The sequence below is a fragment of the Burkholderia sp. Z1 genome (assembly GCF_014893795.1).
GTDB classification, from domain to species: Bacteria; Pseudomonadota; Gammaproteobacteria; order Burkholderiales; family Burkholderiaceae; genus Burkholderia; species Burkholderia theae.
The window spans coordinates 158,187-174,842 of sequence record NZ_JACFYL010000003.1; the positions used below are offsets into that span (position 1 = coordinate 158,187).

At 60.4% G+C, this 16,656-nt stretch carries 18 protein-coding genes; 11 read left to right on the forward strand and 7 right to left on the reverse strand.

The window, feature by feature from the left end; translation table 11 throughout:
- From H3H55_RS33130 to H3H55_RS33150, 5 genes are all read left to right on the forward strand, one after another.
- Entirely contained in the window at positions 1–1,590 is a 1,590-nt protein-coding gene (locus tag H3H55_RS33130) for an intermembrane transport protein PqiB (protein WP_226800666.1), read from the forward strand.
- Positions 1,587–2,174 (forward strand): membrane integrity-associated transporter subunit PqiC, encoded by a 588-nt coding sequence (locus H3H55_RS33135; protein ID WP_193102463.1) that lies wholly within the window; start codon positions 1,587–1,589, stop codon positions 2,172–2,174. Before H3H55_RS33130 ends, H3H55_RS33135 begins: the two co-directional genes overlap by 4 nt.
- Before the next feature lie 326 nt (positions 2,175–2,500).
- A complete protein-coding gene (locus H3H55_RS33140) occupies positions 2,501–2,788 on the forward strand; it encodes a cupin domain-containing protein (RefSeq protein ID WP_193102464.1) in 288 nt (95 codons plus the stop codon).
- Between the two features lie 27 nt (positions 2,789–2,815).
- Positions 2,816–3,145: a DHCW motif cupin fold protein gene (locus H3H55_RS33145; protein ID WP_193102465.1), complete on the forward strand. Its 330-nt coding sequence runs from the start codon at positions 2,816–2,818 to the stop codon at positions 3,143–3,145.
- Positions 3,146–3,483: 338 nt separating this feature from the next.
- Positions 3,484–4,611, forward strand: coding sequence for an aminotransferase class V-fold PLP-dependent enzyme (locus tag H3H55_RS33150; protein ID WP_193102466.1), 1,128 nt, complete (start codon positions 3,484–3,486; stop codon positions 4,609–4,611).
- Between the two features lie 253 nt (positions 4,612–4,864).
- Here the strand turns inward: H3H55_RS33150 and H3H55_RS33155 are convergent, their stop codons facing one another.
- The 3 genes from H3H55_RS33155 to H3H55_RS33165 form a co-directional block, all read right to left on the reverse strand.
- The gene (locus H3H55_RS33155) at positions 4,865–5,089 is read right to left on the reverse strand and encodes a hypothetical protein (RefSeq protein ID WP_193102467.1); all 225 of its coding nucleotides are present in this window, start codon (positions 5,087–5,089) and stop codon (positions 4,865–4,867) included.
- Between the two features lie 284 nt (positions 5,090–5,373).
- Positions 5,374–5,577 (reverse strand): cold-shock protein, encoded by a 204-nt coding sequence (locus H3H55_RS33160; protein ID WP_006485974.1) that lies wholly within the window; start codon positions 5,575–5,577, stop codon positions 5,374–5,376.
- 410 nt (positions 5,578–5,987) lie between these two features.
- Complete coding sequence (locus H3H55_RS33165; protein WP_193102468.1) at positions 5,988–6,872, reverse strand: LysR family transcriptional regulator; 885 nt, start codon at positions 6,870–6,872, stop codon at positions 5,988–5,990.
- Positions 6,873–6,996: 124 nt separating this feature from the next.
- Here H3H55_RS33165 and argC point away from each other — a divergent pair, with 124 nt between their 5' ends.
- Complete coding sequence (argC, locus tag H3H55_RS33170) at positions 6,997–7,923, forward strand: N-acetyl-gamma-glutamyl-phosphate reductase (protein WP_193102469.1); 927 nt, start codon at positions 6,997–6,999, stop codon at positions 7,921–7,923.
- A gap of 200 nt (positions 7,924–8,123) precedes the next feature.
- Here argC and H3H55_RS33175 read toward each other — a convergent pair whose 3' ends face one another.
- Positions 8,124–8,816 carry a hypothetical protein gene (locus tag H3H55_RS33175; protein ID WP_193102470.1) on the reverse strand — a complete coding sequence of 231 codons (693 nt, stop codon included), beginning with the start codon at positions 8,814–8,816 and terminating at the stop codon, positions 8,124–8,126.
- Between the two features lie 194 nt (positions 8,817–9,010).
- The gene (locus H3H55_RS33180; protein WP_193102471.1) at positions 9,011–9,790 is read right to left on the reverse strand and encodes a LysR family transcriptional regulator; all 780 of its coding nucleotides are present in this window, start codon (positions 9,788–9,790) and stop codon (positions 9,011–9,013) included.
- Between the two features lie 89 nt (positions 9,791–9,879).
- Here H3H55_RS33180 and H3H55_RS33185 point away from each other — a divergent pair, with 89 nt between their 5' ends.
- From H3H55_RS33185 to H3H55_RS33200, 4 genes are all read left to right on the forward strand, one after another.
- Positions 9,880–10,599, forward strand: coding sequence for an SDR family oxidoreductase (locus tag H3H55_RS33185; RefSeq protein WP_193102472.1), 720 nt, complete (start codon positions 9,880–9,882; stop codon positions 10,597–10,599).
- Positions 10,600–10,660: 61 nt separating this feature from the next.
- Positions 10,661–11,071, forward strand: a complete 411-nt coding sequence (locus tag H3H55_RS33190; protein WP_193103090.1) for a VOC family protein — start codon at positions 10,661–10,663, stop codon at positions 11,069–11,071.
- A gap of 122 nt (positions 11,072–11,193) precedes the next feature.
- Positions 11,194–11,742: a VOC family protein gene (locus H3H55_RS33195; protein ID WP_226800667.1), complete on the forward strand. Its 549-nt coding sequence runs from the start codon at positions 11,194–11,196 to the stop codon at positions 11,740–11,742.
- 306 nt (positions 11,743–12,048) lie between these two features.
- Positions 12,049–13,614 carry a methyl-accepting chemotaxis protein gene (locus tag H3H55_RS33200; RefSeq protein WP_193102473.1) on the forward strand — a complete coding sequence of 522 codons (1,566 nt, stop codon included), beginning with the start codon at positions 12,049–12,051 and terminating at the stop codon, positions 13,612–13,614.
- Positions 13,615–13,683: 69 nt separating this feature from the next.
- On the opposite strand, the gene H3H55_RS33205 is transcribed toward H3H55_RS33200, so the two are convergent.
- Both H3H55_RS33205 and H3H55_RS33210 read right to left on the reverse strand, forming a co-directional pair.
- Positions 13,684–14,091, reverse strand: coding sequence for a DUF3224 domain-containing protein (locus H3H55_RS33205; RefSeq protein ID WP_193102474.1), 408 nt, complete (start codon positions 14,089–14,091; stop codon positions 13,684–13,686).
- Between the two features lie 526 nt (positions 14,092–14,617).
- Positions 14,618–15,187 (reverse strand): recombinase family protein, encoded by a 570-nt coding sequence (locus tag H3H55_RS33210; protein WP_193102475.1) that lies wholly within the window; start codon positions 15,185–15,187, stop codon positions 14,618–14,620.
- Between the two features lie 921 nt (positions 15,188–16,108).
- Between H3H55_RS33210 and H3H55_RS33215 the strand changes: the two genes are divergently transcribed.
- Positions 16,109–16,510 carry a hypothetical protein gene (locus H3H55_RS33215; RefSeq protein ID WP_193102476.1) on the forward strand — a complete coding sequence of 134 codons (402 nt, stop codon included), beginning with the start codon at positions 16,109–16,111 and terminating at the stop codon, positions 16,508–16,510.
- Positions 16,511–16,656: the final 146 nt, after the last annotated feature.

The following is a 16,656-nucleotide window of genomic DNA, read 5'->3' on the forward strand; positions in this document are numbered from 1 at the left end:
ATGCCGGACATACCGGACGCCGTCGCGACGACGCGCTCGCGCTGGCGCATGCAACTCGTGTGGCTCGTGCCGATTGTCGCGGTGCTGATCGGCGGATGGCTGGCCGTGAAGGCCGTCATCGAACAAGGCCCGACGATCACGATCACCTTCAGGACCGGAGAAGGTCTCGAAGCCGGGAAGACGAAGATCAAGTTCAAGAACGTCGATATCGGCGTCGTCAGGTCGGTGGTGCTGTCCACCGATCACAAGCGCGTGGTGGCGACCGCCGATATCTCCAAGGACGCGACGACGCTGCTGGTCGACAACACGCGCTTCTGGGTCGTCCGCCCGCGTATTGCCGGCGGCACGGTGTCGGGCCTCAACACGCTGTTGTCCGGCTCGTTCATCGGCGCCGATGTCGGCGATGCGAAGGGCGCGCGCCGCGACTTCACCGGCCTGGAGGCTCCGCCGGTGTTCACGAGCGACGAGCCGGGCCGGACGTTCGTGCTGAAAGGCATGGACATGGGGTCGATCGACGTCGGCACGCCGGTCTATTTCCGGCGGCTCCAGGTCGGGCAGATCGTTTCGTATTCGCTCGACGCGGACGGCAAGGGCGTGACGGTACACGCATTCGTCAATGCGCCGTACGACCGGTTCGTGAACACGGATTCGCGATTCTGGCACGCGAGCGGCATCGACGTCGCGCTCAGTCCCGACGGCTTGCGGGTCGAGACGCAGTCGCTGGTGTCGATCATGATCGGCGGCATTGCATTCGAGACGCCCGGCGAGCCGCTCGAGCAGGCGGCGGCGCCGACCGACATGACGTTCACGCTGTACCACGACCGCGCGGAGGCGATGAAGCGCCACGACGCCATCGTCGCGAAATATCTGGTGAACTTCACCGATTCGGTGCGCGGCCTGACGGTCGGCGCGCCGGTCGATTTCCGCGGCGTGACGGTCGGCGAAGTGACGGGAATCTATACGCGCTTCGATCGCGAAACCCGCAAATTCAGCATTCCTGTCGAATTCAATCTATATCCGGAGCGTTTCACGTCGCGCTACCGGACAGGTGCCAAAGGCGGGCGCCTTTCCCAGCACCCCGAGCAATTGGCGAACATGCTGGTGGAGCGCGGGCTGCGCGCGCAGTTGCGGACCGGCAACCTGCTGACCGGGCAACTCTATGTCGCACTCGATTTCTTTCCGGATGCAGCGAAGGCTTCGATCGACTGGGCCGCCAACCCGCCTGAACTGCCGGCCATTCCGGGATCGCTGCAATCGCTGCAGGATTCGGTGACACGCCTGATGGCGAAGCTCAACGGCATGCCGCTCGACAAGATCGGCAACAACGCGCAACAGACCTTGGCGAGTGCCAACCTGCTGCTCAAGCAGCTCGACACCGTGGTGCCGCAGGCACGCGATACGCTGGCGTCGGCGCACACCGCGCTTGATTCCGCGAACAGTGCGCTGCAGCCGGGCTCGGAGCTGCAGCAGAACAGCGCCGACGCGATGCGGGAGATTGCCCGCACGGCCGCGGCGTTCAGGACGCTGGCGGACTACCTCGAGCGGCATCCGGAAGCACTGGTGCGGGGCAAGACGGAGGGCCGGCCATGACACGCATCCATTCGCTCATCCCCGTGGTGCTGATGGCCGGACTGCTCGGCGGCTGCGGCAGTTCGCCGACGGCCCGCTTCTACACGCTGAGCCCCGATGCGACGCTCACCGGCGACGGTGCCGCCATGCCGGTTTCTGTCGTGGTCAATCCGGTAACCGTGCCTGAGCTCGTCGATCGCCCCCAGATCGTCACGCGCGTTGCCGGCAACCAGGTGTCGCTGGACGAGTTTGCGCGCTGGGCGGAACCGCTGAAGTCCAATATCGCCCGTGTCATTGCCGCCGATGTTGGCCAGTTGCTGGGCTCGCCGCGCGTCAACGTGTTCGACGCGGGAGCGGCTGCGGCGCCTGCCTGGCGTGTTCGTGTGGACATCATGCGCTTCGACGCGATATCAGGCGAATCGGTCACGGTCGAAGCCCAGTGGGCCGTGCGGCCGCCGGGGAAGGCGGCGGCGGTGATGGGCCGTTCCGTTACGCGCGAGCCCGTGCAGGGGAACGGTTACGAGGCACTCATCTGTGCGTACGATCGTGCGATTGCCGCGGTGAGTCGCGATATCGCGTCAGCCATCCGAACGAGCGCGCCTTAGCCGAGCGATTCGAAGTGAACAACGCGCACAACTCGAATGCCATTGGCTGCGGTTGCTCGCGCGAAAAGTCTTGATGCAAGATCCCCTTTGTATCCGTCCTGCGTCTTCCGTCATTCGGCGATGCAACACGCCTGCTGCGTTGTTTCTGATGCAAACAGGGTGTGGCGTCTTCGCGAGCGACCTGTTTGTGTCTGAAGATGCGCGGCATCTTTAGAATGGGTGTCGCGTCTGACGGGGCGCTTTCAATACGCAATGGTTCGGCCGTCGACAGGGTCTGACGGCCGACCGATGGACCTCGTCGCAGACTTTACTTTGGGAGAGACACGATGCACGACCGTCCGAAAGCAGTCCCGACACGCCAGGTATCGAACGAACGCGTGATCGTCACCGAATGGCGATTTGCACCCGGTGCCGAGACCGGCTGGCATATCCATCAGCATGACTATGTCGTCGTGCCGCAAACGGACGGCCAGCTTCTCCTCGAGACCACGCAAGGCAACCGCGAATCGCAGCTGCACGCCGGGAGCAGCTATGCGGGGTTGAAGGGCGTCGAACACAACGTCGTCAACGCGACTGATCACGAAGTCGTGTTCATCGAAGTGGAGATCCTCTGAGAGGCGCATCGCAAAGGGAGATGAACGATGAAAATGACTGACATCCCGTTCGGAACGACCGACTGGAACACAGTGGAACCGACGGAACACAACGGAGAGCGCGGCGTCGCTCGCTGGCGGACACTGCAATTCGGCGATATTCGGGTGAGGCACGTTGAATATTCGGCTGGTTACATGGCGGATCATTGGTGCGTCAAAGGTCACATCCTCTATTGCCTTGAAGGCGAGTTGCTGACGGAGCTCGACGACGGGCGACAGTTCATCCTTCGACCGGGTATGAGCTATCAGGTCGCCGACAATGCGGAAGCACACCGGTCGTCCACGCAGGCAGGCGCCAAATTGTTCATCGTTGATTGAACCGGTTGCAGCCAGACTCGGTTGGCCGCAGTCGACCCGATTCGGTGATGAGTGTTTGCCCTAAGTCGCATCATCAAGTCCGATCCGTGATCCCGAACCGTATTGGTCGTTGCCCGTGAGCCGACGTGGGCGTCCTCGCGGATGTCCTGCTTGGGGCGGCGGCCGCACACCTTCGTGCGTGTGCCAGACAGCAGACAAAATATGCCCAAGTGGCAGGCGGTGTTCGTTAGAATCTGCTTTCGTCGAGGAAACAACGTATTTGCATTGGTGCAGAGCGGTATCCGGTTACAGACGCTGCTCGCCCTGATTCGATTGTTCATCACTTACCGGAGGCGGGCATGCCAGGTTTACTTCCCGATGTCGACCGCGAGGGGCTCCTCGAATATTCAGTGGTTTACACGGATCGGTCGGTCAACCATATGTCGCAGCGCTTTCAAGGCGTCATGCGCGACATTTCCGCTACGCTGAAAAAAGTCTACAACGCGAAGTCGGCCGTGATCGTCCCGGGCAGCGGGACGTTCGGCATGGAAGCCGTTGCCCGGCAGTTCGCGACGAACAAGAAGTGTGTGGTCATTCGCAACGGCTGGTTCAGTTTCCGCTGGTCGCAGATTTTCGACATGGGCAGCATTCCGTCCGAATCGATCGTGCTGAAAGCGCGTCCGGTCGAACCGGGAAGACAGGCCCCCTATGCGCCGGCCCCGATCGACGAAGTGGTCGCTGCGATCAAGGAAAACAAGCCGGATTTCGTCTTTGCGCCGCATGTCGAAACCGCATCCGGGATGCTGCTGCCCGATGACTATTTGCGCGCGGTGTCCGACGCCGTGCACGCCGTCGGCGGCATGTTCGTACTGGATTGCATCGCGTCCGGCACGGTCTGGGTCGACATGCAGGCCAGTGGCGTCGATATCCTGATCAGCGCGCCGCAAAAGGGTTGGAGCGCGTCACCTTGCTGCGCAATGGTCATGCTCAGCCCGCTGGCGCGCGAAAGAATCGATGCAACGACCAGCACCAGCTTTGCTTGCGATCTCCGCAAGTGGCTGCAGATCATGGAAGCCTACGAGAACGGCGGGTTCGCGTACCACGCGACGATGCCTACGGACAGTCTCACGACGCTGCGCGACGTGATGAAGGAAACCGAGGCATACGGCTTCGAAAAGGTGAGGGCAGAGCAGCTTGAACTCGGCAAGCGCATTCGTTCGCTGCTGGCCGACAAGGGTTTCAAAAGCGTGGCGGCCGAAGGTTTTCAGGCGCCGGGTGTCGTGGTCAGCTACACGGACGATGACGGCATCCGCTCCGGGAAGAAATTCGCCGATGTCGGTTTGCAGATCGCGGCGGGCGTTCCGCTGCAATGCGACGAGCCCGAGGATTTCAAGACCTTTCGCCTCGGATTGTTCGGCCTGGACAAACTGCATGATGTCGACGGCGCGGTCGCCAGGTTTGCCGATGCGTTGAACCGCGTTCTGTAGGTCTATTTTCCGCAGTAGGTGCGTAGCAGCGTCGTTGCCGGTGGCGTGTGCTACGCACGTCCTTGTCGTTGCGGCCACACTCATTCCTTGAGCGCTGGCCTGACAGGCTGTGCAGCAGATCCGGAAGTTCGAACCGGGCGCGCCGATCAAATCGCAAGATAACGAATCGATCGGGCGTGATGTTCGGGCGCGCTTTATTGCGCGCGCCCTGGTGAGTTACATGCGTTGGGTGCGTCGCACCGGGGCGCCGCCTTTAACCGCGCGTGTCGACCCAGTGGCGTGCCCAGCGTGCCGAGTGCTGCAGCGCCTGCACTTCACTCGGGAAGTAATCGAGCGAATAGAACTGGTAGCGGCCTTCGGCGCGCGAGCTGCCGGTGCGTTCGAGCAGCAGGTTGGATGAAAAACTACCGTCGGGCAAGCGATGCGCCGAGGGTTGGACGGCATAGCCGTTGTACTGTTGAGTTCGTTTGTCTTGCATTTGCATTTTAATTTTAATGATGTTCGAGTGCGCGCGTGCCGTGCCGAATGTGCACGGGTGCGCCGATTCAAAGCCATTGCGAGCTGAATCTGAAGCAGTCGGAAAGCGAAAAAAGGCGTTGCTGCCGGAGGGGAGAGTGAAGTGCAACGAGGCGTGTGGCGCTTGGCAGGCTGCTGAACAAACAGATGCAGCTAAAAGCGATCGCGCCAACTTTAGGAGACAAAGCTCCGTGAGGGTGTCGCTGCGACCCGGCGTCCGTCGTGGGAGGCCGGGTCCTTCAAACTTTACAGCGGCTTGATGTTGGCCGCTTGCAGACCCTTCGGGCCTTGCTTCGTTTCGAAGCTCACTTTTTGATTTTCAGCGAGCGTCTTGAAGCCGTCTGCGCGAATTTCGGAGAAGTGCGCGAACAGGTCGTCGCCGCCGTTGTCCGGAGTGATGAAGCCAAAGCCTTTGCTGTCGTTGAACCACTTAACGATACCGGTATCCATGAAGAATCCTTGAGAAAAAAATAAGAAGAGTTGCTCTGTTGAAGAGCGCTTGAAGCGTCAAGGAGGGAGAGGACAACGAATACCGCTGGGGAGCGAGCAATTGATGAACAGCAATCGGACTTCTTGGACTTCGGGGCACACACTAACGGTCGAGCAGGGGTGGCGTCAATGATTAACTTGTAACTGTGTCTTCGGGCGGTCCGTTTTGTGGACGACGCGATGTGACCCTGCTTGGCTGCGCGCCTTGCCTGGCATGGCGCGCGGGTTCGGCAGGGGCCAATTCGGCCGATGGCTTTGAACGACCGGATTCGGCCGGTCAAATATCGACAAACCGGCCATTTGTTCGTCGTGGCGAGCAATAAGCCACCGCCCCGTCGCGAGAATGAACCGACGCGAGAAAGAGCAAACGCCTACGCCAATCGCAGATCCCACAACGCATCGAGGACATGCTGCGTGGAACGCTCGACGTGCCCCGCACGATGCGCAATGCCGAGCCGGCGCCACAACGCCGGGCGCAGTGGACGCATGACAATGCGCTTGTCGGGTAATGGCGTCGTGGCCTCATGAGGCAACAGCGCCGCGCCATAACCTGCCGCGACCAGACTCTTGATCGCATCGTTGTAATTGAGCTGAATGCGCGGCACGGGATGGTGCCCTCCGGCCGCGAACCACTCCGCGGTCAGACGCGAGAGATGCGTGGTCGCATCGTTGAGAATGAGCGGTTGAGCGGCGAGCCATTCAGGCGTAATGCGAGCCGGACACCGCCAATGCGCCGGTACAAAGGCCATCACGGGGTCGCGGCGCCAAGGCTTTATCACGAGTCCGGCCACCGGAGGCTGAGGCAGTGCGACCAGCCCGATATCCAGCGTCCCGTCCGCCAATCGGGTCAGCGTTTCATGCGAGGTGAGTACCGCGATCTGAATATCGATCGCGGGATGCTGCTGACGCAGCACGTCAAGCGCTTGCGGCAAAAGATGCGCAATCGCGCCGGTCGATGCGCCGAGCCGAACGCGTCCGACCAGCCCTTGAACCTGGCGGTGAACATCGTCCAACGCCTGTTCCGCGTCGGCCAACAGTCGACGTGCGCGCTCGATCAACAACTCGCCGGTTGCCGACGGCCGAACCTGTCCACGCTTGCGCGACAGGAGCGGAGCCCCGATGCGCTCTTCGAGTTCAGCGATGTGGAGGCTGACCGTTGGTGGCGCCAGATGCAACGCACGCGCCGCATCGGCGAATGAGCCACGGTCGGCAATCGCGACCAGGGTGCGCAAGCGGTCCAGGCTGATCTCTCGCATGTCGGCGTCCCGATTCAGAAAAACTGAATGTCAGCGTTATGAAATTCAACTTTCGCTATTCTAGCGGCGCGCGGAAGATAACAGGCTCGTTCTGCTTGTTACCAGTCACCGGAGTATTGCGCGCATGAGCTCTCCCCTTGTTTTCATCGACGGCGACCAAGGCACCACCGGGTTGCAAATTCACGAACGGCTTCGCGGCCGGACCGATCTGAAACTGGTCACGCTTCCTGCGGCGGAGCGCAAGGATTCCAGACGTCGCGCCGAAGCCATCAACGCCTGCGACATCGCCATCCTCTGTCTGCCCGATGGCGCCGCGCGCGAGGCGGTGGACGCCATCGTCAACCCTGCCGTCCGAGTCATCGACGCAAGTTCCGCCCATCGCACACGGCCGGACTGGACCTACGGCTTTCCGGAAATGACGCCGGGACAGGCTGAGCGCATTGCGACCGCACGGCGGGTCACCAATCCGGGTTGTTATCCGACCGGTGCAATTGGCCTGCTGCGTCCCCTGCTGCAAGCCGGGCTCATCCCGGGGAACCACCCGGTCAGCATCTACGCGGTGTCCGGTTACTCCGGACGCGGGCGTGCCGGTGTGGAAGAACACGAGGGGCCGGGTGCCGTCAATGCGCCGTCGTACCAGGTGTATGGTCTGGAGCTCGCGCACAAGCACACCCCGGAGATCCAGCAGCACGCCGGGCTCGCGCGGCGTCCGATCTTCGTCCCTGCGTATGGTGCGTTCCGCCAGGGCATCGTGCTGACGGTGCCCCTGGATGTGCGGCTGCTGGCACCCGACGTGGACGGCACGACGTTACACGCGTGCCTCGCGCGCCACTATGCCGAGGCGGCTCACGTACATGTGTTGCCGCTGCACGAATCGGGTGCTCTGAAGCGGCTGGATCCGCAGGGTCTGAACGGTACCGACGATATGCGCTTGAGCGTGTTTCCCAATATGGAGCACGGGCACGTTCTTCTTTCCGCGGTTTTCGATAATCTCGGCAAGGGCGCAGCCGGCGCTGCGGTTCAGAACCTGAACCTGATGCTCGCGCAGTAGTGGTGGCCGATGGCTTGCCCTGATGTGCGGCGGCACCTGTATGCCAACGGTTGTCGGCAATCCGGTCGTGGCAGTCGCGTGTCTCGAACTGGCGGCGGCCACGGCCAGATCCGGTCGATTGAGCCTGGCCGTCGCCCATTCGAAATCGATGCGGCGCAAGCCGCGGTTATGTCGATTGCGCGATGAGGGTTCTACTCTTGCTAGTGAAACACAATCGCGCCATTGTCTGCGCACATCTCGAAGGCCTTCATCCAGTCGCCATAAGACTCGTAAAAGTAAGCATCAGGTACGTGTGCTGCCTGATCGCGGTACTGGACGAAATCTCGATAGACCTTGCGGCACACTTCCGGACCGATCACGCCTTCCGCGTCGGAGAAATTGATCAATTCCCAAAACGGTCCATGGTCAAGCTTCCATGCCGTTTCGTCGTATCTCGATTCAACCACGTTGTTCCGCGTGGATGCGCTTGGCTGGTATCCGGCGAGCTTGGCCAATTCGTTTCGCCATGCGTTGTAGCCGGAATAGGAGCCCGCTCTGAAGTCGAATGACGAGTCGAACTGGTACACCTTGCCACTCTCGAGTCCGCGAAAACGCTCAGGGAAATCCACTGGCGACAGAATGACTTGATTTTTTCCTTGTGGCTCCCCATCCGATGACAGGGTAGGAAATTCGACACGTTTCAATCCACTGTATGCCGTGACGTCGAGTCCGGCGTATGCCGCTGAGGCAAACAGGGAAAGAATCAGGGGAAGGAGAACGCGCTTCATGAAGTAATCGATATATCCAAAAAAATCAGGCGCCGCCCTCAGAACCCTCACCGCTGCCGAGGGATGATTCCTGAGCGAGTAGTTCGCATTGTCAGCGATCCACGTGCGGTTGTCGAAGGTCGTCAACTGGACGATTGTCGCCCGGTGCAGCCGATATTTCTCGGTGCGAGCGCTCAGATAGTTCGAGCCACCTGCTCGGCCAACCCGATGAGCCAACGTAGGCCGCGGTCGCCCTGATGTGCGGTCTTCCACAGCGCGCTGATCTGATGCGTCGGTGTATCGAACGGCAACGTGCTGATGCGCAGACCGAGACTGCGGCTTCAGATGCGAGCGATGTAGTCGGGCACCGTGACGAACACGGGATTGTCGCGTGCAATGAAAGGCAGCGTTGCAAAGTGAGGATTGGAAAATATCACGCGCCGTTGCTTGCCCAGCGCCTCCAGCCGTTCGTCGATGAATCCTCGCAGCTCGCCTTTGAACGAGGTCAGCGCATGCGGATGCGCCAGAAACTCGCGCATGCTCACGGTTTCGCCTCGCGTCCGTATCAGCGCCGGGTTGTAGAGGCATACAAAGCGCCAGTCCAATAGCGCGCACTGCTGTTGCCATGACGCGCATTCGTTGAACACGCCGAATGCGACCTCGATCTCGTTGCGCTCGAACATGCTGGAGACGCGATGGCAGTCCGTATCCAGGGAGATGAGCTTCACGCCCGGCGCTTCGACGGCGAGCTTGTTGAACAAGGCAGGAAACAGCGTCACCGCTATCGCTTCGGAAACACCGACCCGGAATGTCCGATCGGAATTTCGGGCATCGAATGGCTGGCCGACGCGCATGCTTTCATGAAGGCCAATCAGCAGCGTGTCGATCTGCCGGGAAAGCTCCAGTGCACGCGGTGTGGGTTCCATTCCGGAACGACTCCGCACGAACAACTCGTCACCAAACGCAGCGCGAAGTCGTTTCAGTGCGCCGCTCACGGCGGGCTGACCGAGGAACAACCGCTCGGCTGCACGCGTGACATGGCGCTCTTTCATGAGTGCATGGAAGACGAGCAGCAGATTGAGATCGAATCGCCGAAGATCATTCTCGATGATGGATGTCATCACAATAAGCAATTGGAATAATAGTCCGCCTAGCATGCATGCTATCTCCGCCCGCCGCAACAGCGGCCGCGTAAAGGGAGGAGAGCGCAATGAACAGCGACACTGGCAAGGTGGTGGTACTAGGCGGCTCGTCCGGTATCGGACTGGCTACGGTGAGGCGCCTGGCTGGCGCCGGTTACGAAGTGATCGCCACGGGACGTGATGCGGACAAGCTGAAGACAGTGGCCGCATCGATCAAGGGATCGGTGCGCGTCGAAGCGTTTGATGGCGCGCAGCGTGATCAGCTGGAACGTTTCTTTACGAGCATCGGGACCATTGACCATCTGGTGATCGCATTGAGCGGTGGCGAAGGCGCCGGCGCGTTCAAGGATCTCGATCTGGCCTCATTGCGTCGTGGCTTCGATGCGAAATTCTGGCCTCACGTACACGCCGCGCAGACTGTCCTGCCGACCCTGCGCAAGGGCGGCAGCATAACGTTCGTCACCGCGATTTCCGCTCGGATCGCCTACCCGGGCACGAGCGGCCTGGCCGCGATCAATGCGGCGATCGAGGCGATGGTGCCGGTGCTTGCCCGCGAATTGGCGCCGACCCGAGTCAACGCAGTCTCGCCCGGCGTGGTAGAGACGGCGTGGTGGAACGCCATGCCGGACGAAGCCCGGCGGGCATTCTTCGAACAGCATGCAAGCGAATTGCCGGTGGGGCGCGTCGGGCAGCCTGACGATGTCGCGCAGGCGATCGCCTACCTGATCGGAAACGGCTACACGACCGGCAGCATCATGGAATGCGATGGCGGCCTGCATCTCCTCTGAAGGTCATGAAAGGCACCGCGCCGCATTTTTGTCTCAACCATTACTAAAAGGAGAAAAAAATATGTCCAGGCAAATCTTCATCAACCTGCCGGTGCAAGACCTGCCGAAGGCGACGACGTTCTATACCGCCATCGGTGCCAGCAGAAATCCGCAGTTCAGCGACGACACGAGTTCCTGCATGGTGTGGTCGGACACGATCTTCGTGATGCTGATGACGCATGAAAAATGGGCGCATTTCACGAAGAAACCGATCGTCGACTCGCGGCGCGAAAGCGAGGTCATGCTGGCGCTCAGCGCGGAAGATCGTGAGAGCGTGGACAAGATGACTGAAACGGCCGGGGCGCACGGCGGCAAAGCGGACGTCAATGCGAAACAGGATCTCGGTTTCATGTACGGCCGCAGCTTCGAAGACCCGGATGGCCATATCTGGGAAGTGATGTTCGTCGATATGTCGCAGATGTCCACGCAATAAAACTCGGGTAAGTGAGTTCGCGGAATCGATCCGTGAACTCATCGACCCCTTGATGCAGGTGACTTTCCCGGCACGACCCTCTCTCCATACCTGTGGTCTGCCGGTCTTTTCCCGGAACGACGTTGCCGAAAAAACGCCGCGACGGGCACCAGTCCGCCAAAGATTGCCGCAATCAACGAGCCTGGCCGCAGCCGCCCCTTTGCAGACCATCCGCACCCGGAGGACAATACCCGCGGAAATCTCGTCGGAGGTTGCGCATCATGGCCACGTTTCAGCCCGCTGGATGGCATACCGTCACGCCCCGAATCGTCGTGCGCGATCCGGAGGGCCTGATCCTGTTCATCAGGACGGTATTTCACGCACAGGGCGAATTCCGCGCCGGGCTGCCTGCCGAAATCCGGATCGGCGATTCCGTCGTGATGATCAGCGGCGGAGACGGCCTGCGCGAACCGATGCCGGCGTTTCTGTACGTCTATGTCGAGGACGCCGATTCGACCTATCGGCGTGCGATCGCGGCGAATGCGATCTCGCTCGAAGTTCCCGCCGACATGCCCTACGGCGACCGCCGGGCAATGGTGCAAGATCCGTGGGGAAACACGTGGCAGATCGCCACGCACCAGCGCGACCTCTCGGCCGACGAGATCCGCTCGAGGCTGGCCGACGGCGGATAGCCGATCGTTGCCGAGCAGGGCGCACGTCGGGCACCTCGTTTCCCGTCCGCGGTCGTCCGACATCCTCCGTGGGGCCACCGGCAAGGCTTCGCGCGACAGCATACGCTTCAGCGTCATGCGTCTTCCGCCGGTCAAATCTGTCGTAATCGTCAAGATTCACGTCGCGTGCAGGTAAAACCTTCCCGTCCAGCCCGCCGTTAACCCGTTCGCAGCCCTCGCGCCACGTGTTGCGACGTGACGCCCGTCTTTCGTGATCCGTAGTCCACATCCGCTGCTGGCCGCGCCCGGCCAGCGCAAGGGAACGTCATGCGAAAACAACTCACTATCCGTGGTGGACTCATCGCGACCATCGCCGGTTATACCGTGCTGCTCGTGCTGGTGGTCGGCGCGTGCATCGCGGCCCTGTACGAGGGCAACGCTTCGCTCGAGGCGATGTACCGCGACGACACCGCGTCGCTGCTGCACCTGAAGACCAGCTCCGAACGGATGCTGGTGCTGCGCAAGCGCATGAGCGACGTCGCGCAGATCATCAGCGCCGGCCAGTCGGGCAAGGAGGCAATCGCGCAGCTCCACACGCTCCTCAAGCAGAGCAACGACGAACTGGATGCCTACACGCGTCTGCATGCGCGCGACGCCAATGAACAGGCGCTGTTCGACACGCTGCAGAGCCGTCGTCGTGCGTTGCTGGACCGGGTGTTCCTGAAGGCGCTATCGCAGCTCGACGGCGACGACGCGTTCAACTTCCTCGACACGCAGCGTACGGCGCCGCCCGCGCTGTTCGCCGCGTACCAGGATGCGATCGATGCGCTCGAATCGTTCCAGGTCGCGCGCGAAAAGGCCCGCTACGAGGCGGCCGGCGTCCATTTCCACCGGATCGTGTGGGGGATGGCGGCGGTCGCGGTGTTTGCGCTGGTCGTTGGCTTCTTTGCGCAGCGGGTGCTTGCGAAGGCAATCATCGAGCCGATCAATCTGGCCGTCGGCCAGTTCGACAAGATTTCGAAAGGCGACCTGACCGGGACGGTCGTCATTCCCGGCGAAAACGAGATGGCCTATCTGCTGCATGCGCTGAAGCGGATGCAGGACGGCCTCGTCGATACGGTGAACCAGGTGCGCACGAGCACGGAGACGATCGTCGTCGACGTCCGCACGATCGCGAGCGGCAACGTCGACCTGTCCGCGCGCACCGAGCAGCAGGCCGTGTCGCTGCAGCAGGCGGCGGCGAGTGTCGAGCAACTGACGGCGGCCGTGCGTCAGAACGCGGACAATGCGCGCGACGCACGCACGTACGTCGAGGGCGCGGCCGGCATCGCGTCGCGCGGCGGCGATGCAATGCAGCGCGTCGTCGAGACGATGTCCGAGATTTCCAGCAGCTCCGCGCGGATCTCCGGCATCGTCGGCGTGATCGAGAGCATCGCGTTCCAGACGAACATCCTCGCGTTGAACGCTGCCGTCGAAGCCGCGCGTGCCGGCGAGCAGGGGCGCGGGTTCGCGGTGGTCGCGACCGAGGTGCGCGGGCTCGCGCAACGCAGTGCGTCGGCGGCGAAGGAAATCAAGGACCTGATCGGCCATTCCACGCGGCGCGTCGCGGACGGCAGCGGCCTTGTCACGCAGGCCGGCTCGGCGATGGCCGAACTCGTCGCCGCGGTCGAGCGCGTCAATGCAATCATGAGCGAAACCAGCAACGCATTCGAAGAGCAGTCGTCGGGCATCGAGCAGGTGAACGCCGCGGTCATCCAGATCGAGCAGACGATGCAGCGCAATGCCGCGCTGGTCGAGGAGGCGGCGGCCGCGGCGCTGTCGCTCGACGAACAGGGTTCGCGGCTGAGCGCGGCGGTCGCGCAGTTCCGACTGCGTGAAGAGGCCGTCGCGTGACGCTGGTACGCGTTAGCGCATCGGGTCAACAACGGCACACGGAATCAGTGGCGCTCGTGCGTGCACGAATCACTGTGGGGATTCAGGCAGTGCGTAGTCGAAGCTGTACGAATGCTGGCCGTTGTCGATATTGATGATCATCGAGCCGGAGAGCCCGAGCAATTCTCCCGTCCCGGAATCGGGCACGACGGTGATCGATTGCTTCGGCTGCCCGCGCGTCATCGTGGAGCTATGTTGCAGGACAAAACTGCCCTGGCGCCCACCGAGCACACCCTGCACGGTTTCCATTGCCACGTAGCCTGCCGAACCCTGGACACTGCTTCGAAACGCGAGCATCTCTCCATGGCTGACGGCTTCCAGGTCGCCATGAAATTGCTTGTCCAGTGACATTCGGCCGAGCCCGGTGTTTTCCGCGACGCTACTCAGGGATTCCGGATTCAGCTTCACTTCAAAAGGACCGTTGGCCAGCAGTTTCATTGCAGCTCTCCTCGTTGAATGGGCACTCCGCACTATAAGCCAACGGCGTTCTGTTGGCGGTAACGGTTTGCTTGATCAGCCGGGATAGGCCGTGGATCGTGTGCCATGTCGCGCTTGTGGCGATAATCGGCATTCCGGCTCCCACGACACTTCGCATCTGCACGCGTGCGGAAGAACGCGACAGCGAGCCATGCCGAGGAGGGGGGGAGGCGCCGAAGTGCTGTTTGCTGCAACACTGCTGCACGACTGCGTGGTGGTAGATGGAGCGGCCCCTGAAACACCGGGCGTAGCCTCTCACTTAAACTAGCGGGTAGGCATAAGACAGTGTTTTTGCCTAACTCCAGGCGGGAGGTGACGGAAGTGTTGGCGGGCACCGTTTGGTGCACACCGAGCGGCGCTTGCGCGTGCAATCACCGCTCGATGCACGCTGCCAATGACCGTCGCGATTCGCAGGAAGAACGAGTCGTTCGAGTCTAGACTTAATCAACTCGCGAAATGTATTGCGACACGGCCATGTGGCTACAGCCTACGTCGACAGCTGTTTTGAGGCTTCGTCAGTCAGGATACGTTTTAACGTTCGCGGATGAATATTGAAACGCTTCGCTACATCGGTCATCGAATGGTCCCTAAGCAGCTCGAGCGCCTCGCGGCGTTGCTTCGCGTCGAGCGCGTGCTTGCGACCCAGTGCTTGTCCTCGAGCTCGGGCAGCGGCCATACCTGCGCGTGTTCGCTCGCTGATTAAACTCCGTTCAAATTGCGCAAGCGCGGCCATCATGTGAAAAATAAGGAGTCCACCCGAAGATTTTGTGTTGATCGATTCCATGATCGAACTGAACTGGATTCCACGTCCATCCAGATGCGTCACAAGATCGACCAGCTTTCCGAGCGAACGACCGAGACGATCCAGGCGCCAGACCATCAGCAGATCGCCTGCCGACAGTTTGGTAAGCGCAGCATCGAGTCCGGGCCGACAAAAATCGGCGCCTGAAATACCCTGGTCGCTAAAAATTTTATCGCAGCCAGCCGCGGTTAATGCATCGATCTGCAGCTGGAGATTTTGCTCGTCTGTCGAGACCCGTGCATACCCGATGATCATGCCGCCCCCCGGTTCCGTGAGAGGTCGGGATAGCGGGTTTCCTGCCTGCAATAGTGATTTGCACTCTCGTCATTTTCTTGCGCCATCCGCGCGTGGCTTTTTTGTGTTTGATCCAATCCGTTCACTTCTACCTCTTGTAAAGTTCAAGTCCCGCCTGGTCATCGGGCACGCATCGGCGAGTAGTCTTAGCCCCCGGTTTTGCTGAACACGTTTCCTGCCTATAAAAACAGTTCGTTGCGGCTGCAATAGAAAAATGGCGGGTTTCTACCTAAGGGAAGCCACTTTTCTGGCGAAACTAAAAGTCTAATTTTTGGCACTGACTTTTATCTAGTTGCTAGGGGTGTCCATTGACGCGCAAACGTTTCAATGGTCGTTGATGATTTATACGATGTGTTCGACTGTTAAGAATGGTTAATGCGAGTTATCTAATCTAAATTCTACTGGACAAAAGGGGTCCTTTTTGTCCAGTCGAGGGGTTGGACAGAGGCCCCGAGACGCGACGGGCCTTTGCCGGCTCTAAGACACTTTGGTAGGAATTTGATACAAAGGACCCATTTTGTACAGGCCCTAATTTATAGGGTCGAGGCGCTCGATTCTGCGCAGATTCAAGGCTGGGCTAGGGTTTGGCCTTCTGAAGTGAAGCTATCCGGACATTTGAGGGTCGGCATTTTTTTCTGTTTCGGCCGAGTCGTAGGTCACTCGTGCAGGGTGACAACGTATGTTGCCGCGTAGCAACACATTTTTCGTGCTGAAGGCGTGGCTGGTGTACCGAGATATGGGTGAGGGGTCATTTGTTGGATTGGACGAGATTGTTTCGATTATTTTATTCGGGTCTATTTTTGTGATCGAAATCTAAAATACAAAACAAAATTTTATGGAATTTTAGTCGACCGATTAATCGCGGTTTGCAAGGGGCATAAGATGAAGCACTCGGCGAAAGAGATCGGGCGAGAGAGTACTGCATCTCCATTTAAGCAGGCCAGTTGGATGGTTACGTCATTGCTGCGGGTTTCATCCGGTGATCGTATTGAAAGCGTGGATGCATTCGTCGATGCGCTGGAAGCGATTGTTTTCGAACTCATTGCGCGCAACGTCGCCAGGCGGCTTAGAGGTGCAGCGCGGGAGGCGTACAAGCGAGGGTTCGCTGTCGGGCTTTACGGTCGCGATTCGACTCCACCGGAATGCATGGAGTCGGCAACTTTGAGCGATTTAGACGAGGCGGAAACGCACTTGCTGGACAAGATACGGCGGGCGGGCACGGAGCATGGTCTGTCGGTTCGAGAGCACATCGTGGAATCGGGGGGAGACGGGACTGGAGATTAACGAGGTGCAGGGAGGTGGGCTGCAAGCGAGCGTGCTTTTGTAGTTCGTTACATCTTTGCATGATCGATCAGTTTGCGTATCAATCAGTAATCCTATTTTTATAAAAGGCTAGTGCGAGGACCAGCGTCGTGAGACGGCACATGAGC

Coding starts and splice junctions, on each gene's coding strand:
- H3H55_RS33130 (WP_226800666.1), top strand. CDS start 1: ATGCCGGACATACCGGACGCCGTCGCGACGACGCGCTCGCGCTGGCGC.
- H3H55_RS33135 (WP_193102463.1), top strand. CDS start 1,587: ATGACACGCATCCATTCGCTCATCCCCGTGGTGCTGATGGCCGGACTG.
- H3H55_RS33140 (WP_193102464.1), top strand. CDS start 2,501: ATGCACGACCGTCCGAAAGCAGTCCCGACACGCCAGGTATCGAACGAA.
- H3H55_RS33145 (WP_193102465.1), top strand. CDS start 2,816: ATGAAAATGACTGACATCCCGTTCGGAACGACCGACTGGAACACAGTG.
- H3H55_RS33150 (WP_193102466.1), top strand. CDS start 3,484: ATGCCAGGTTTACTTCCCGATGTCGACCGCGAGGGGCTCCTCGAATAT.
- H3H55_RS33155 (WP_193102467.1), bottom strand. CDS start 5,089: ATGCAAGACAAACGAACTCAACAGTACAACGGCTATGCCGTCCAACCC.
- H3H55_RS33160 (WP_006485974.1), bottom strand. CDS start 5,577: ATGGATACCGGTATCGTTAAGTGGTTCAACGACAGCAAAGGCTTTGGC.
- H3H55_RS33165 (WP_193102468.1), bottom strand. CDS start 6,872: ATGCGAGAGATCAGCCTGGACCGCTTGCGCACCCTGGTCGCGATTGCC.
- argC (WP_193102469.1), top strand. CDS start 6,997: ATGAGCTCTCCCCTTGTTTTCATCGACGGCGACCAAGGCACCACCGGG.
- H3H55_RS33180 (WP_193102471.1), bottom strand. CDS start 9,790: ATGACATCCATCATCGAGAATGATCTTCGGCGATTCGATCTCAATCTG.
- H3H55_RS33185 (WP_193102472.1), top strand. CDS start 9,880: ATGAACAGCGACACTGGCAAGGTGGTGGTACTAGGCGGCTCGTCCGGT.
- H3H55_RS33190 (WP_193103090.1), top strand. CDS start 10,661: ATGTCCAGGCAAATCTTCATCAACCTGCCGGTGCAAGACCTGCCGAAG.
- H3H55_RS33200 (WP_193102473.1), top strand. CDS start 12,049: ATGCGAAAACAACTCACTATCCGTGGTGGACTCATCGCGACCATCGCC.
- H3H55_RS33205 (WP_193102474.1), bottom strand. CDS start 14,091: ATGAAACTGCTGGCCAACGGTCCTTTTGAAGTGAAGCTGAATCCGGAA.
- H3H55_RS33210 (WP_193102475.1), bottom strand. CDS start 15,187: ATGATCATCGGGTATGCACGGGTCTCGACAGACGAGCAAAATCTCCAG.
- H3H55_RS33215 (WP_193102476.1), top strand. CDS start 16,109: ATGAAGCACTCGGCGAAAGAGATCGGGCGAGAGAGTACTGCATCTCCA.